The sequence below is a fragment of the Asaia sp. HumB genome (genome assembly GCF_030263835.1).
Lineage (GTDB): Bacteria > Pseudomonadota > Alphaproteobacteria > Acetobacterales > Acetobacteraceae > Asaia > Asaia bogorensis.
This window is the reverse complement of the sequence record NZ_JARPML010000003.1, coordinates 1-12,641: the sequence shown is the minus strand read 5'-3', so window position 1 is coordinate 12,641 and position 12,641 is coordinate 1. Positions and strand designations below refer to the sequence as shown.

Genomic DNA, 12,641 nt, shown 5'->3' with positions numbered 1-12,641 from the left:
CGACGAAACTGAGAAGAAGCTGCAAGACATCTACGACCGGGCCGCATCTGGGCAACCGGTCATAGCGTTCGATTTCGACCAGACAATGCAGGTCGCCTTTACCCCCGAAGGAGGAGTAGTGCTCGATTGCCCTTGCGGGGCTCTTGGTGGCACTGACCTTGCAACAGTGGTTCGGGTTTCTCTAACGCCGGCAGCAGCAGGAAAGCTTGCGGTCGATCTTCAGAAAGCGGCGCAAAGTCTGGACATAGACTGGCAAGCTCTTGCCAAAACGCGGCGCTTGGATTGACGCCGATCTGACGTTTCTCAGATTGCATCTTCACCCTCCGTTATAATCCGCACCATCCCAATCTCCATGAGGTCAAGCATGCCCTCAGTGTCGTAGATGGTGCTGAGTTCGTGCAGCGTGGCAAGGCCCGACCCGACCACGTAGGCGATCGGGCGGGACACGTTCACGCAGCGGGCTGGGGTTTGTCGCTTGCCGCCTGAGGCACCAGCATTTGCACGAGCGGGGAAATGAGGTACGCGGCGGCTTTGAAAAAACCCAGGTGCATCCGGAACGCCTCCGCTTGCAGGCGAGGCAGCGTCTCGGGATCATCCAGATCGGCATCGATGATCTGACCACGCGAGGCCGGGTTTGCCGGGTCGCGCTGGATCTTCACAGTCGCCATGAGGGCATCCAGCGCGTTGTCTGCGGCCTCGTTCTCAAGCTGGCCGAACATGGCCTGAGCCATGCCCCCCAGACCTGACAGCCCGATCTCCATCGCATCCGGGGGCAGGGCCATACCCGCCCGCGTCAGTGCCTTGACCAGATGCCGCGCCCATCTGTCTGCCTGCATGGCGGGCATACGGGTGATCACGAACACCTTGCCCGCATCTTCGCCGTCAGGAATCGTGTAGGTCGTCTCGCGCAGAGCCATCAGATACCAACGGGATAGACCCGCTCCCAACGAATGGTGAACTGGCGCTCTTCGAGCAGGCGCCCGGCACTCGGCAGGGGCGAGGCCGACACGAGGTAGCCGGTCACGAGCGTGTATTTGCGCCCCAGCCCCGGAAGCGTGATCTCGCCGCCTAGGCTGTAAAGGGTACGCGCGCCAGCTTGAGACGTAGAGATGCCCTCGAACATGATGCAGCTATCGGAATTCGGCTGAAGGCCCAGCGTCATTTCGACCGGGTTCGGCACCCAGCCAGCGTTGAGCCTGCCGTCGATCGACATGCGGGTTTCGGCCTGCTCGATCGCGGCGGCCTCCCACGCACGATCTGCCGACCAGTTTTCGAGACGAACCGGCGCGTTGAACAGCGTCTGCACCGTGAGCATAAAGATGGCGTCAGCCGAAGTGATAAAGGACATCAGATGACCTCACGGGACAGAAGGGTGATCATTTGGACGGACTGGCCGTCCGCGTAGGCGAATTTCGACGCCGGAATGGTGCGTGCTGCACGGTTGACAGACGTAGCCGTGGAAGCGCCGGGCTGCTCGTAATAGCCCTGGTTCACCACTGAGTCCGCGGCACTATCCACGCCGAAGAACCGATTGATGGCGAGCTTCTGGCTGTCGCTGATCGCAACGCCGGTCTGAATCGCACCGTAGCTGAGCGCCTGACTGATGACCGACTTGCGGCCGGCAGAAATGATCGCATCGCCCTGCGTATTGAACGGCACGTTGCCGAAATTCGTCAGGGTCGAGGCGTCGGCATACTGGAGTAGGGCATTGATCCAGATCTGGTTGATGTAGCTGTCGGCCCAGAGGAAGGCACCGGAGACGCTGCCGTTATAGACCCAGTTGAACGACCCGGCGCGCCCGCTGAACTGGCCATACCAGTTGTAGCCGTTGGCCAGCAGGGTGGCCGCCGTCGCCGCGCTGTAGGTGGCGGGCGTGACCTGGCCATTCGAGGTAAAGGCGAGGTTCTGACGCCCGTTCACCTGATCGAAGTTCAGGGCAGCCATCCAGCCCAGAAAAGCGCCCGCCGCAGCCGGGTCCATGTAAACGGGAGAAGTGCCGGTGAGGTCCTGCGCGACCAGCCACGCGCCAAAACTCGCCGTGCTGCCCTGCGTCGTTGCCGTCGCATCCGTGTCCCAAGGGACGTACCAGTATTTGGCATTCTGAGCCCCTGTCCATGTAGCGAATGCCTGCTTCGTCGCAAGGTCTGGCTCGTAAGCGGTCGTAAACCCCGTCCAGGGGAGAGACGTGATAGCGTCGGACGACATGAACGATGCCGGAGTCGAGTCCGGGCCATATCCTGCGAAGTAGAGGGTGGCAGGAAATTGGAACGCATTATCGTATCCCACGAAATACGCTTCAGCGATTTTGTATTCATTCGAACTGGTGCCGAATGTTACGCCGACGCTTGCAAGGTCATGAAATACCTTCGTAGTTCCGTTAGGGACTGCGGCTATGTCGGCAGTGATTACGAGGCCATTGAGGAAATCGAGGGTGCCGTTCGCCGGGATTGTGCCCGGCACGACCGACACGACGAGGGAGATAGGTGTTCCGACCGCCACGGGCGTTCACTCCTTGGGTGAGGGGAAAGAAGCATCGACCTCGCGGAGATCGACGGTGATGGACTCTGCAAATTGCTGAGGAATCGAGACGGTGAAATTGACCTGGAATTTCAGGTCTGCCGTCCAGTTGTCCTCGTATTGCTTGTCGCTGTTGATGAAGCCGGTCTGACGCGGCTCAGAGGCGTAGAGAGGGGCCATGACGCCGCCTGTGGCGTTGCGCAGCCAGTCTGCCGCGTACATGTCCCGCCAGAGGGCCACGACACGCTGCACGGCCTCGCCAGATACCGAACCGAAGGCCGATATCTGGACCGTGCACTCCATCGGCTCGACCACTTCGCGCGTCGTGCTGGTGTAGCGTGATGCGTTGGTGGCGATGCGCCGGCGAAAGAGAGGCGTGAAAACGATGAAGGGGCCGGGCGGGGCTGCCACCCGGTTAAGCTGTCCCTGCCTGACCTCCACACCATTCGGCACGACCGTCAGGAGCCAGGACCGGAGCGCGGTGTTTATCTCGCGATCGGTCGGGGAGAGCGTCACATGGGAGAGGGGGCCGCTGTCTGCCGGGTCACAATCACTTTGGACCATTCGCCGAAACCCCATTCCTCGACCGGCTGCGTTACGAGCCAGTCAGAGCCGTAGAAATTGAGAAGATCGCCGCCAACTTGCAGCGGGCGGAAAGCCCCTTGAGGCCGCCCGGATATCGACGGCGCGCATATCAGCCTGCTGGTTGATGCTGGCCACATGCTCAAGATCACCCGCCGAGACGGCCTGAATGTCGGCCTCAACGGCAAGGGTGAACGTCTTGAGCGTGACCGACCCATCAGGCTCAATCGTTTTCCCGTCCGAGCACTTCACCGTGACGGTTGTGGCCGGGTTGACGATCCCCAGCGCGCCAGAGGCGATGCCGAACACGTCAATCATCAGACACCTCGTGGCTGACTGAGCCAAGCATGAGCCCCGTGTCCACGAGCGGCTTGCATGCAGTCTCCATGTTCACCGACTTGAGTGTGCCTGTGCGTTTGGAGGACGCCAGACGGGCTTCAAGGGTTCTCTCCGAGATCGGCGCGAAGCTACCTTCTCTGATGCTGGTCCTGATCTGGTCATCGATTATTTCGCCCACGAAATCCAAGGATCGATGCACGTCATAATCTGTCGCTTTGAGCGAGGTCGCGAGAGCCTTACCCCAGCCGTCTTGGTGATCGTTGATCGTTTGCCGCATGAAAGGACGAGGGGGTGAGGTCGAGGTTCCAACTCGTTCCATTGCGCAACCTGCGCGACTGGGGTTTTGGCGGCGTCTGAGTATGTCCGACCGTCGATGAACCCCGCCTCGACAGTACCGCCACGCGCCACCTTCTTCGCGAGGTCGTCCAACGCCTTGCGCAGCTTGTCGCCGCCCCTGAGTACCTGCTTTGCCATCAGGGCCAGATCCTTGCGCGTGCGGAGCGTCCGGGGATGAACCGCATCTGTCGGAGATAGATGGTCGCCTGCCAGAACATGAGGCCATATTGCGTCTGGGCGAACCATGACTGATTGGCTGCTGTCGAACCGGCATCGAACGAGACCGAGACGCTGCCACGGGTGGCCGAGGCCAGCCGCCCGACGCTATCGGCCCCGCGCCCGCCCTGAGACTGGGGCAGGAACAGGAACGCGATATGCGCGGTCAGCAGGTAGAGCAGACGCGTTCGCTTGGTTACGTCAGGCTCGGGGCTGTAGGCGCTGTTGTCGAGAATGGCGGTTGCCATATCGAACCGGGCCTGAGCGGCTGCCTCTGTGACCGAGGATGCCAACTCAGGATAGGCCGCTGACCACGCCGCATAGTCGAACGTGACAACGCCCGGTTGCGGCACGGTGTCGGTCATCGGGTCGCGGTCTCCGCTTCCATGCCCTTGCGCTTCAGATCCTCAGGACTGACGCCCTCGAACCCGGTCTTTCGGTCGCAAACTCGCGGGCCTTCGCATCGGCTGCACGCTCGGTCACTTCCGCAAAGACGCAATGGTTCTTCACAAGGTCGCTGTCCTTGTGCTGGGCGAGCCACTTATCCCAAAAGGATTTCTCGACCTGCGTGCGCCCGACACGACCCAGCAGGACATTGTCCTTGGGATGGTAGTCCGGCGCACGGTTGGCGCCGTTGACGGTGACGCTCTGGACGTAGCCGACCGGGCTGCGGTCGGGCTTGTCATCGGCGCTGAGTTTGGCACGCCGCTCCACATCACCATCAGGAGCAATGCGGAGTTCCAGGCCATGGGGAAGGCGGCAGAGAACAGTGACGGTATCAGCCATGATCAGATCCCCACCATCTGTGCAACAGCCATGGGACGCTTCCAGATCGTGCCCCATCCGCCACGGCTCATCTTCTGGCGTGCATTGGTCGAATACTGCTCGATACGGTGCATCGTCAGCTTCTCGGTGAAGGCGGTCGAGACCGTTTCAACCCCGTCGATCTCGGGCGCGAACATCTGCATGACATTGGCGCTGGTGTAGCCGCCCGACATGGTGACGCCTGCTTCCGGCAGGAACACGATCTCCATGTTCGGCCAGGACTGCTTGACGAGCATGTCCTCAAGGGTGATGCCGAAGCTGTTGGTGTAGGTCATGACCTGCCGACAGTTCGGACGGCACGACGACCTTGAGGCGCGTCTGATTGTCGATGTTGCCCATCAGCGCCTTGTTGAGCGCCGCGAACAGATTCACGAAGTCCTGATAGACGGCGTTCGGGTCGCTCGTGCTGGTCCATGCCGTGTTGCTGTCCGCTCTCTGACCGATGCGGTGATAGCCGCAGGCAGGGCCGGGTCATTCAACGCACCGTAGTTCTCAAGACCCGAGACGCCGAACAAATTGATGAGGTTCTGCTGCTGGCGAGAACCGATACGCCCGCCGTGCGCTGCTCAGCCACCCACGGGATGCTTGCCGTTCCCATCATCTCCAACTCAAGGTCGCCGTACTTGGCCCAGGTCTGGAAGTGGAAGGACTGACGCGACACCCAATTGGCGTTCGCGCTGCTGTCGCCGCCCTGCTCGTAGTCACCATAGGCCACGGCGTAACCCGAGGACTCGATGACCGGGAACATGACGGTCTTGTTGGTCCGGTCGCCCTTCTTTTCCGAACCGTAAATCTCTTCGGATTTGGTCGGAGTGATGAGCTGGCGGATAAGCTGCGGATCGACGGTCGTGTTCAGGATCGCCGGGATGCCGCTGTTGGGGCGGTTACGGCACCGAACACGGGAGCAGCGTCGAGCGCCACGCCCTTCTCGTCGGTGTAGTGCGTGACGCCGCGAAGGTTGATGCCCCAATCCATCGCAAGGCGAGGGGCCTCAGCGCGAAACGATGCCATTATTCGTTGCTCCCGGAGATCGGCGCAACGGCGCCGGAGATGATGATGGTTGCGCCAGCAGCGCCGCCCTGCGTGACGACGAAGCCTGTGGCGACGGTGCCGCTCGGAACCGTGCCAGCCGCGCCCGTCTGAAGGCTGCCGTCAGTGGTCGAGGCATAGACGGCCTGACCTGCTGTGGCTGCGGTGGAGGCAACGGCGAAGTAATCGCCACCCGACATGAGCTGCACGTTGAAGCCGCTCGGCAGGAGCATGGTGCTCTCGGCCAGATAGGCTGTGATGAGAGCCTGCTGATCGCGCAGAACGAAGCCCGTGGGAGCTTCGGAGCCGACCGGCTTGTTCAGCACGGTCACACCGTCAGCCTGCACCCATCCGAACGCGCCGACCGCTACGCCAGCCGAACCAGCGCGGAAACCGAGCGAGCCGGGAATGGCCGAGCGTCGGGATTGGCCGAGGCGATCCCGCCAGGGAAGCCGACCGCCCAGTTGTAATTGATCTTGTTGGGGAAACCCATCGGTCAGGCTCCTTATGCCTTGATGCGAGCAGACTTGCCCGCGATCGGGGAATCAGTGGCAACGGCGCTGTCGGCGGCGATGCGGCGAGGGGATGCCTGACGCTGCGTGACGACACGCCAGATCGCGGCCAGACCAGAGGCATCGGAAACGCCGTCAAAGGCCACGCCCTGATCGGCGAGCGCATAGCGATAGACTGAAGCGGCGCTGTCCATGCCATGCACGTCGCCAACGACCGGGCGAACGGCATCGAGAGCCACGCGCAGGGCTGCGGCCTTCTGTTCCTGCTTGGCCACGGCGCGGGCGGCTTCGTCACGAGCCATGCGGCGGGCGTCGGCAAGCGAGATCATCCGAGGGGCAGCATCGGCGGCCTTGCGGTCGTCCTTGTCGTCCTCTTCCTCGTCCATGGCATCGTCGTCGTCATCGTCCGTGTCGTCAGAGTCTTCGGCCTTGCGGTCCTTGTCCTCTTCTTCCTCGTCCTCGGCTTCCTTGCGGTCGTCCTCTTCCTCGTCCATGCACTTCTTCACATCCTCTTCCGAGGCATCGAGTGCGAGGCGACCGGCCTTCAGAGCGGCTGAAACCTTCGCCGCCGGTGACATGGGCTTGTGTCCAGCCATGCTCTTTCTCTCCAATGTTGGGGATGCGCTGTCGCCAATGATGGCGGTGTCAACGCGGGGTTTCTCGACCAGGGCGAGATGGTTGAAGCGGATGTTGACCATCTTTAGGCTGTATTCCTGCCCGTTGATGGTCCCGCTCTCAGGGACGATATCGTAGGCATATCCAGCGGATACGCTGCGCTTCGAGCCGTCCTGAATTCGTGCGATTGCGTCACCGTCCCAGATCGACAGTTCGCCGATCAGGTCGGGGGCATTGAATGAGACGTTGTTGACTGCGCCCACCGTGATTTCGCGGGGGTGAGCGTCGGCACTGATCGGCTGGTGGATCTCGATCAGTGGCTTGCCGTTCATGCTCGCTGCGGCATCACGCAGGGCATCGGCATCGCGATAGACCTGATACAGCACGTCAGGCTTGAGCCCGAGGCGTTCGGCGTCCTTGATCTCGCTGCCCCAGTAGGGCGAGACTACAGCCGCACTGAGGATGCACCGCTCGACGTGTAGATGGCCGTCATCATCGACCCGTCGAACGGATCGGTCGAAGGCCATGACCTGCTTTGTCATCAGTCATCAAATCCTGGGATGATCGGCTTGGAGACACACCGGCAATTCGGCTCGGAGCCGGGGAAAATCCACTGCCCGTCAATGTAGGCGCCCTTGTCGAGCCGGTAGCGCAGCTTGTCGCGACCGGCCTTGTCGTGGCTCTCTCGCGGATGCTTTCCGCCGTGTGAGTGCTGCCAGATAGCCTCTGTGATGCCGAGACCCATCTGCCGGGTGCGGGTCATGGCCTCGCCAACCTTGCGGTTCTGGTCGCGGGCGATGAAGGCTGCGCGTCGATGCGTGATGCCGTATCGCTGCTTCAGATCCGCCGTCAGGGTGCCGAGATCGCCGCCAGCGCAAGAGCCGATCGCTATCAACGGCATCGCCAACGTCCTGGCGAGGTACTGCTCAGGAATCGACTTGATCAGCAGCCACATTTTCCGCCGCCGATAACGGCCGCTTGTTCGGCGCATAGCCTGCTGACGGCTTGAACTTGATCGCAAACCCGTTGCGTTGCAGGTCCAGGCTCAGTTGCCGGTCAGCGTGGCTCGAGCCTGCTTCACGAAGCGACGGGCCAGTTCGTCGGCGACCTCGTTAAACCGGGTCCGCCACCGCGCTGTGAGCTTGTTCATGATGCCCTGAAGCACCGAGGCAGGAGAGGCGTCCTGCGCCACCTGCGGCACAATCTTGCGGTAGTTCGCCTTGACCCAGTAATCGACGCTCGCCGCCATTTCCTCGACCAGATCAGTCAGGGCCTTGCGATAAGCGGCTTCCACTCCGGCGTTCGGGCGCTGCGGGGCGAGTGTTCGCCCTTTCGCGCTGTCGCACCGGAGTTTCGTCACTCTTCGCCCTCCGCCTTGCTCAGCAGACCCGACATGCTGCCGTCATCCAGATCGTCTTCAGGCTTTTCTGGGGCAGGGCCGGTCAGGTTCACGTTGCGATAGATGCTGGTGTCGTCCGTCGCCTCGCGTTCGCGGGCCTCGTCAGGCGATATCTTGCCGAGACGATGTTCACGGCGTCGGTGTCGGACTTAAGCTTCTCGACCTCGGCAGCCTGCTTCTCGTCCATCTGCCAGAGGTGGACAAACTCGTAATCGATGTCCGGATCGATATCGCCCAGAGATGGATCTGAACGAGGTTGAACATCCACCGCAGCGTCGGCTCGATCTGGTCCGCCTGCCACGCCGCGATCTCGTCGTAGAAGACGCGGATTTCGCCGTCAGACGAGGCGTTGAGCCCGGTTGGCTGGATGCCGAACAGCTTCACCAGCGGGATGCCGGGGATGGACGCCATGGCCTCCATGGCCTGTGCAAGTAGTTCGTTCAGGCCACCAAGCGGGGTGGCGAGGATCTTGACGTCCTCGCTGGTCTTGTCGGCGACGAACGTATCCTGCCCATCCGATACCCCTTGGAGGAAGTTCGCTCTTCCCGTCACAGAACTCGGGTTGATATCGCCATAGTCCGCGCGCTGCGGCGTGGCCATGTTCCCGAACATGTCCGTCAGTAGGACCAGCTTCGAGAAGTTGGCTGCAATGCTCGACACGCTGTTGCGCAGGCGCAGGAAGTTGTGAACGTAGGTTTTGAGTTGCTGCGTGAGCGACAGGCCGCCGAAGTTGAAGGCGGGCGCCAGCATCTGAGAAACGGGAAGGGAACCAGGCTCTTCATGCGGGACGAATGGACCCGCGATCCCTGAACCCACCAGACGGATGGCTTGTAGAAGTCATCACGCAGCGGCGTGTCGGCGTTGTAATTGGCCGGGGTCGTCCAGATCGGCTCAACGTTCGCAAATCTGCGAAGAGCGCCCTGAGCCATGCCGTTCTTGTTGACGCGCAGGGGCTTTTCCTGATCCAGCGCGCCGTAACCAAGATCTCCGACGTCAGCCCATACGTGGCCGATGCCGTAGCCGAGGCCATGCCGGATCTGCTCGCGGATTACCTCGCGGATGTGGAACGATTTGAAGGCCGTCTCGATCTCGGAGATGCGCTTGGCTGCGGCTTTATCGTCGCCCGGCGAGGCCGTCTGCTTCTTGCTGCGGAACCTGATCCACTCGCGGGTGCACTCCTTGGCCAGCACATCGACCGGCTTACGGAACTCGGCCCGCTGCATCATCTGGGCAAGATACGGATAGCCTTGGAAACTCAGGCCGTCCGCAATGTAGCCTTCAATGATGCCAATGTTCTCGCCCGCCCACGCGCCGAACCCGGCGGGGAGGGACATGGCGTCATCCATCGCGAGTGCAGCACCACGCACGCCAGCCGGAGGCTGGTACGGCTGGAACGACCGCGTGGCCGCCTCAACCCGCGCCAGTTCGGCAAGATCGGCATCCTGCGCAAACCTTGCGAATGAAATGCGTGGCTCTTTCCTATCGGTAGGACGCGGCTCTACTCGCACAGCCGGAGTTGCGGCCTTGCGGGTGAACCAAGCTGCCATGGATGGGCCTATCGTCTGCGGTTGGGTAGGGCGTTAAATGCGGAGAAGTCGGGAGCCTTGCGGCGGTTCTGGATCAGGGGCGAGAGGGCATAGCGCAGGGCATCGATGCCGTGGTTCCACTTGTCTTCGAGCTTAGGCAGGATCAGGCGCGCATCTCGCGGGTCGACCTTGTAGGAATACATTCGGAATTCCTTGGCGATCTGCTCGCAGCGTGGGTGCACCACGATCTTGCGGAACGCTTTGATGCGCTCGATGCCGTCCTCAACACAGCCTTTCCATTTCTCGGCTGGCATGATGCGAAAGCGATGCCGGTTCGCCATGTAGCTGATCGTCTCTGGCCTCGCGCAATCGGCCAGGATCGGCCAGTCACGCGAGCCCGGCACCCGGTCGAACAAGGTGGGCAACTCATCCATCTCTACACCGAGGCCGAACGCTTCCTGATCGACATAGAGCACGTCATCATCGATGAATGCCCGGATGAGCGCCGTTGGATCTTGTGAAAATCCCCAGTCAGCCCCGAAGTAGAACCGGGCGTTATCCGGCGTCTCAAATTCCTCAAACGACACGCGGTGCCGGAACACAACCGCTTCGCTGATCGTCCTGCATTCACCTTCCCAGACGTGCTCGTAAGCCTCCGGGTCGTGCCTGAGCAGCAGTTGCCGTTCGGCGTTCAGTTCAGGCGGAAACCACGGGTTATCCTGCCAGCCGACCTTGCGGACCAGAGCGCCGCCCTCGTCCTGCAGCATCAGCATAAGCCGGTGCATGGGGTCGTCGTCGTGCTCTGGATTGTAGGTGAACCAGAGTTCGGACCCGGCCTTACGAATGGTCGGGATCAGGATATCGAGCGACGACTGGCTGACGGTCTGACCTTCCTCGACCCAGCAGATATCTACGCCTTCTGTGGACTTGATGCCCTGGATATTGCGGGCAAGGCCCTTGAACAGAAACTCTGCACCCGCCTTGGATGAGATGCTTGTTTCCTGCACCTTGAACCATGGCGTCAGTCCCAGAGCTTCGATCTGGTCGGCCAAGAGCCGCTTGACTGAATCATTGATGGAGTTCTGAAACTCGCGAACGCACAGCACCCGGATCGGTCGGGTTGCAGCCAGCGCCACAAGAACACGCGAAACGGTCCAGGATTTGGAAGAGCCGCGCCCACCATACCAGACCCGGTAACGGTACCGCGCCCAAAATCACCGAACGCAGGCGGGATTTCAATTCTCGTCTGGCTCATCTCTTGATTGGAAAGGCGCAATCACCAGCGTCGGCATCTGCAACGGCGCTCCATCCACCCCCGTCATTTCTTGCGTCACCTTGTCGCCGTAAACCTTGGGCATCATCTTCGAGAGGAACCACTTGCGGGCATCCACTCGCAAGCGCGAACGCTGCACCACGTCTGAATTCACGCCCTCCGACCCATCCTCTTTCGTATACGTGTCGTTGGTCCCATCGTCCGCAATCTCAATGGTTTCCTCTGCCATGGAGTGCAGACCCATCTCTTTTGCGCGTGCGTATTGCGCGGAAAAACCTTCCCGATCATCGACAACCCATCCGCGAACGGTGGACTCCGATGGGAAGCGTTCTTCAGTGCATATGCGGCGCAGGGATTTTCCTTCAGCGAGCAGAAGGCAGATATCGCGCGCAAGCTCAGCGCAATATCCGCTCGGCCTGCCACGGGGGGCAGGAGCTTCGGCCTGTGCTTCAGCTACCTTCCCCGGTCGCTTCGCCATCCGTCTTCTCTCGCCTGTATCTGCATCTCACGCGCCACGAATGACGCCACCTGATCGGCAACAACGAGCGCCACTTTTCCAACGCGCTCTTGCCGGTCCGCCATCCTGATCATCTGGGGTGCGCATCGGACGACGCACTCGCCACGGATACCCAGACGGAAAGCCTGCGCCCAATGAAGCGGCATGTCCGATCGGTGCCGGTTCTCAGGATCTGCAAGGATTATGCACCCGGCAGCGTCGTCGCCATTGGCGGCAACCACAATAAACCGGGCGTCATTCACGCGCAGCACGTCGCCTCTCTCCAATCGAACCGACTGAGGGAGCATGACGAACCGCGCAATTTTGGAATTCTAGCGAGAATTAGCACGCGGTTTGGTCAAGGTACAGCGTTAATTGCGCACTGCCTCTGCGAGCCGCTTCTGTTCCGCTACTGCGGCGCGATAGATGGACGGCAGCAGCTTGAGCAGCATCACGGCGCGTTGTCGGATCGCCTTGCCACCCGGCGTTCCCTTGATGTGGGGCACAAGGTCGCGGGCCATCTCGCTGAACGAGTGTTCGGCAATGAGCAGGCGGACGAGGAACTGGTGAGTGTCAGCCCCGAGACTGTCACGGATCAGCGCGATACGGTGCCCGCCATGCGCCCGGTTGAGCCCGAAAGTGATGGCATCGCCCTTCACGTAATCGTCCGGGACAGGATCGCGCATGAAGTCGGCATATCCGAAATTCGCGTACTGGTAATCGTCTATCCAGTGTCTCGCGACCGTTTCGCTCTCGGAACTCAGTTCGCCGGATTCACACAGAGACAGGAGGGCACGCACTTTTTTGCGGCTGTCACGAGCGCCGAAATAGTCCGGCTTCGTCATGCGCTCCGGAGCGGGGCCGAGCGGCTTTGCGGATCGCACGGCAAAAGGCCGATCCTCCGCTTTGGGCTTGGACATTTCGGAGATCGTTGCTGCGATTTCGGGATATGGCCATACCCAAATCCTACCAGAAC

Annotated in this window: 22 protein-coding genes and 2 pseudogenes; 1 reads left to right on the top strand and 23 read right to left on the bottom strand. The window is 61.2% G+C overall.

The window, feature by feature from the left end; translation table 11 throughout:
• A partial coding sequence (locus tag P5689_RS15170; RefSeq protein WP_285533932.1) for a hypothetical protein occupies positions 1 to 286 on the top strand: 286 nt, incomplete at its 5' end.
• 163 nt (positions 287 to 449) lie between these two features.
• Here the strand turns inward: P5689_RS15170 and P5689_RS15165 are convergent.
• From P5689_RS15165 to P5689_RS15055, 23 genes and pseudogenes are all read right to left on the bottom strand, one after another.
• Positions 450 to 917: a phage tail assembly chaperone gene (locus P5689_RS15165; protein WP_285531826.1), complete on the bottom strand. Its 468-nt coding sequence runs from the start codon at positions 915 to 917 to the stop codon at positions 450 to 452.
• The gene (locus P5689_RS15160) at positions 917 to 1,348 is read right to left on the bottom strand and encodes a phage tail fiber protein (protein WP_285531824.1); all 432 of its coding nucleotides are present in this window, start codon (positions 1,346 to 1,348) and stop codon (positions 917 to 919) included. Before P5689_RS15160 ends, P5689_RS15165 begins: the two co-directional genes overlap by 1 nt.
• Entirely contained in the window at positions 1,348 to 2,499 is a 1,152-nt protein-coding gene (locus P5689_RS15155; protein WP_285533931.1) for a DUF3383 family protein, read from the bottom strand. Before P5689_RS15155 ends, P5689_RS15160 begins: the two co-directional genes overlap by 1 nt.
• 6 nt (positions 2,500 to 2,505) lie before the next feature.
• A complete protein-coding gene (locus P5689_RS15150; protein ID WP_285531822.1) occupies positions 2,506 to 3,081 on the bottom strand; it encodes an LIC_12616 family protein in 576 nt (191 codons plus the stop codon).
• A 42-nt stretch (positions 3,082 to 3,123) separates the two neighbouring features.
• Positions 3,124 to 3,417: a hypothetical protein gene (locus tag P5689_RS15145; RefSeq protein ID WP_285533930.1), complete on the bottom strand. Its 294-nt coding sequence runs from the start codon at positions 3,415 to 3,417 to the stop codon at positions 3,124 to 3,126.
• Positions 3,410 to 3,757 (bottom strand): hypothetical protein, encoded by a 348-nt coding sequence (locus tag P5689_RS15140; protein WP_285533929.1) that lies wholly within the window; start codon positions 3,755 to 3,757, stop codon positions 3,410 to 3,412. The genes P5689_RS15145 and P5689_RS15140 overlap by 8 nt, the downstream gene beginning before the upstream one ends.
• Positions 3,758 to 3,911: 154 nt before the next feature.
• Entirely contained in the window at positions 3,912 to 4,355 is a 444-nt protein-coding gene (locus P5689_RS15135) for a DUF4054 domain-containing protein (protein WP_285533928.1), read from the bottom strand.
• Positions 4,356 to 4,389: 34 nt separating this feature from the next.
• Complete coding sequence (locus P5689_RS15130) at positions 4,390 to 4,776, bottom strand: hypothetical protein (RefSeq protein WP_285533927.1); 387 nt, start codon at positions 4,774 to 4,776, stop codon at positions 4,390 to 4,392.
• A gap of 2 nt (positions 4,777 to 4,778) precedes the next feature.
• On the bottom strand, positions 4,779 to 5,090 hold the full coding sequence (locus P5689_RS15125) for a hypothetical protein (RefSeq protein WP_285533925.1): 312 nt from the start codon (positions 5,088 to 5,090) through the stop codon (positions 4,779 to 4,781).
• Entirely contained in the window at positions 5,056 to 5,187 is a 132-nt protein-coding gene (locus P5689_RS15120; RefSeq protein WP_285533924.1) for a hypothetical protein, read from the bottom strand. Before P5689_RS15120 ends, P5689_RS15125 begins: the two co-directional genes overlap by 35 nt.
• A gap of 103 nt (positions 5,188 to 5,290) precedes the next feature.
• Positions 5,291 to 5,563, bottom strand: a complete 273-nt coding sequence (locus tag P5689_RS15115) for a hypothetical protein (protein ID WP_285533923.1) — start codon at positions 5,561 to 5,563, stop codon at positions 5,291 to 5,293.
• A 104-nt stretch (positions 5,564 to 5,667) separates the two neighbouring features.
• Positions 5,668 to 5,826: a hypothetical protein gene (locus P5689_RS15110; protein ID WP_285533922.1), complete on the bottom strand. Its 159-nt coding sequence runs from the start codon at positions 5,824 to 5,826 to the stop codon at positions 5,668 to 5,670.
• Positions 5,826 to 6,176: a hypothetical protein gene (locus P5689_RS15105; protein WP_285531546.1), complete on the bottom strand. Its 351-nt coding sequence runs from the start codon at positions 6,174 to 6,176 to the stop codon at positions 5,826 to 5,828. Before P5689_RS15105 ends, P5689_RS15110 begins: the two co-directional genes overlap by 1 nt.
• A 35-nt stretch (positions 6,177 to 6,211) precedes the next feature.
• Entirely contained in the window at positions 6,212 to 6,337 is a 126-nt protein-coding gene (locus P5689_RS15100; protein ID WP_285531547.1) for a hypothetical protein, read from the bottom strand.
• Positions 6,338 to 6,349: 12 nt separating this feature from the next.
• Positions 6,350 to 7,513, bottom strand: a complete 1,164-nt coding sequence (locus P5689_RS15095; protein ID WP_285531548.1) for a DUF2213 domain-containing protein — start codon at positions 7,511 to 7,513, stop codon at positions 6,350 to 6,352.
• Complete coding sequence (locus tag P5689_RS15090; RefSeq protein ID WP_285533921.1) at positions 7,513 to 7,872, bottom strand: phage minor head protein; 360 nt, start codon at positions 7,870 to 7,872, stop codon at positions 7,513 to 7,515. The genes P5689_RS15095 and P5689_RS15090 overlap by 1 nt, the downstream gene beginning before the upstream one ends.
• Positions 7,873 to 8,016: 144 nt before the next feature.
• Entirely contained in the window at positions 8,017 to 8,331 is a 315-nt protein-coding gene (locus tag P5689_RS15085) for a hypothetical protein (protein WP_285533920.1), read from the bottom strand.
• A gap of 168 nt (positions 8,332 to 8,499) precedes the next feature.
• On the bottom strand, positions 8,500 to 9,120 hold the full coding sequence (locus P5689_RS15080) for an anti-CBASS protein Acb1 family protein (RefSeq protein ID WP_285533919.1): 621 nt from the start codon (positions 9,118 to 9,120) through the stop codon (positions 8,500 to 8,502).
• Positions 9,121 to 9,203: 83 nt separating this feature from the next.
• Positions 9,204 to 9,593: pseudogene (locus P5689_RS15580) on the bottom strand (anti-CBASS protein Acb1 family protein); the annotation flags it as partial.
• Positions 9,594 to 9,925: 332 nt separating this feature from the next.
• A pseudogene (locus P5689_RS15070) lies at positions 9,926 to 11,035 on the bottom strand (PBSX family phage terminase large subunit); the annotation flags it as partial.
• A 96-nt stretch (positions 11,036 to 11,131) separates the two neighbouring features.
• Positions 11,132 to 11,647: a hypothetical protein gene (locus tag P5689_RS15065; protein ID WP_285531552.1), complete on the bottom strand. Its 516-nt coding sequence runs from the start codon at positions 11,645 to 11,647 to the stop codon at positions 11,132 to 11,134.
• On the bottom strand, positions 11,623 to 11,973 hold the full coding sequence (locus P5689_RS15060; protein ID WP_285531553.1) for a hypothetical protein: 351 nt from the start codon (positions 11,971 to 11,973) through the stop codon (positions 11,623 to 11,625). The genes P5689_RS15065 and P5689_RS15060 overlap by 25 nt, the downstream gene beginning before the upstream one ends.
• 63 nt (positions 11,974 to 12,036) lie before the next feature.
• A complete protein-coding gene (locus P5689_RS15055) occupies positions 12,037 to 12,585 on the bottom strand; it encodes a hypothetical protein (protein ID WP_285533917.1) in 549 nt (182 codons plus the stop codon).
• Between the last annotated feature and the right edge of the window lie 56 nt (positions 12,586 to 12,641).

What these genes read in the sequence shown, in the direction of transcription:
- P5689_RS15165 (WP_285531826.1), bottom strand. Translation starts at nt 917, where the DNA reads ATGGCTCTGCGCGAGACGACCTACACGATTCCTGACGGCGAAGATGCG.
- P5689_RS15160 (WP_285531824.1), bottom strand. Translation starts at nt 1,348, where the DNA reads ATGTCCTTTATCACTTCGGCTGACGCCATCTTTATGCTCACGGTGCAG.
- P5689_RS15150 (WP_285531822.1), bottom strand. Translation starts at nt 3,081, where the DNA reads ATGGTCCAAAGTGATTGTGACCCGGCAGACAGCGGCCCCCTCTCCCAT.
- P5689_RS15145 (WP_285533930.1), bottom strand. Translation starts at nt 3,417, where the DNA reads ATGATTGACGTGTTCGGCATCGCCTCTGGCGCGCTGGGGATCGTCAAC.
- P5689_RS15140 (WP_285533929.1), bottom strand. Translation starts at nt 3,757, where the DNA reads ATGGAACGAGTTGGAACCTCGACCTCACCCCCTCGTCCTTTCATGCGG.
- P5689_RS15135 (WP_285533928.1), bottom strand. Translation starts at nt 4,355, where the DNA reads ATGACCGACACCGTGCCGCAACCGGGCGTTGTCACGTTCGACTATGCG.
- P5689_RS15130 (WP_285533927.1), bottom strand. Translation starts at nt 4,776, where the DNA reads ATGGCTGATACCGTCACTGTTCTCTGCCGCCTTCCCCATGGCCTGGAA.
- P5689_RS15125 (WP_285533925.1), bottom strand. Translation starts at nt 5,090, where the DNA reads ATGACCTACACCAACAGCTTCGGCATCACCCTTGAGGACATGCTCGTC.
- P5689_RS15115 (WP_285533923.1), bottom strand. Translation starts at nt 5,563, where the DNA reads ATGTTCCCGGTCATCGAGTCCTCGGGTTACGCCGTGGCCTATGGTGAC.
- P5689_RS15110 (WP_285533922.1), bottom strand. Translation starts at nt 5,826, where the DNA reads ATGGCATCGTTTCGCGCTGAGGCCCCTCGCCTTGCGATGGATTGGGGC.
- P5689_RS15100 (WP_285531547.1), bottom strand. Translation starts at nt 6,337, where the DNA reads ATGGGTTTCCCCAACAAGATCAATTACAACTGGGCGGTCGGCTTCCCT.
- P5689_RS15095 (WP_285531548.1), bottom strand. Translation starts at nt 7,513, where the DNA reads ATGACAAAGCAGGTCATGGCCTTCGACCGATCCGTTCGACGGGTCGAT.
- P5689_RS15090 (WP_285533921.1), bottom strand. Translation starts at nt 7,872, where the DNA reads ATGCCGTTGATAGCGATCGGCTCTTGCGCTGGCGGCGATCTCGGCACC.
- P5689_RS15080 (WP_285533919.1), bottom strand. Translation starts at nt 9,120, where the DNA reads ATGCTGGCGCCCGCCTTCAACTTCGGCGGCCTGTCGCTCACGCAGCAA.
- P5689_RS15065 (WP_285531552.1), bottom strand. Translation starts at nt 11,647, where the DNA reads ATGGCGAAGCGACCGGGGAAGGTAGCTGAAGCACAGGCCGAAGCTCCT.
- P5689_RS15060 (WP_285531553.1), bottom strand. Translation starts at nt 11,973, where the DNA reads ATGCTCCCTCAGTCGGTTCGATTGGAGAGAGGCGACGTGCTGCGCGTG.
- P5689_RS15055 (WP_285533917.1), bottom strand. Translation starts at nt 12,585, where the DNA reads ATGTCCAAGCCCAAAGCGGAGGATCGGCCTTTTGCCGTGCGATCCGCA.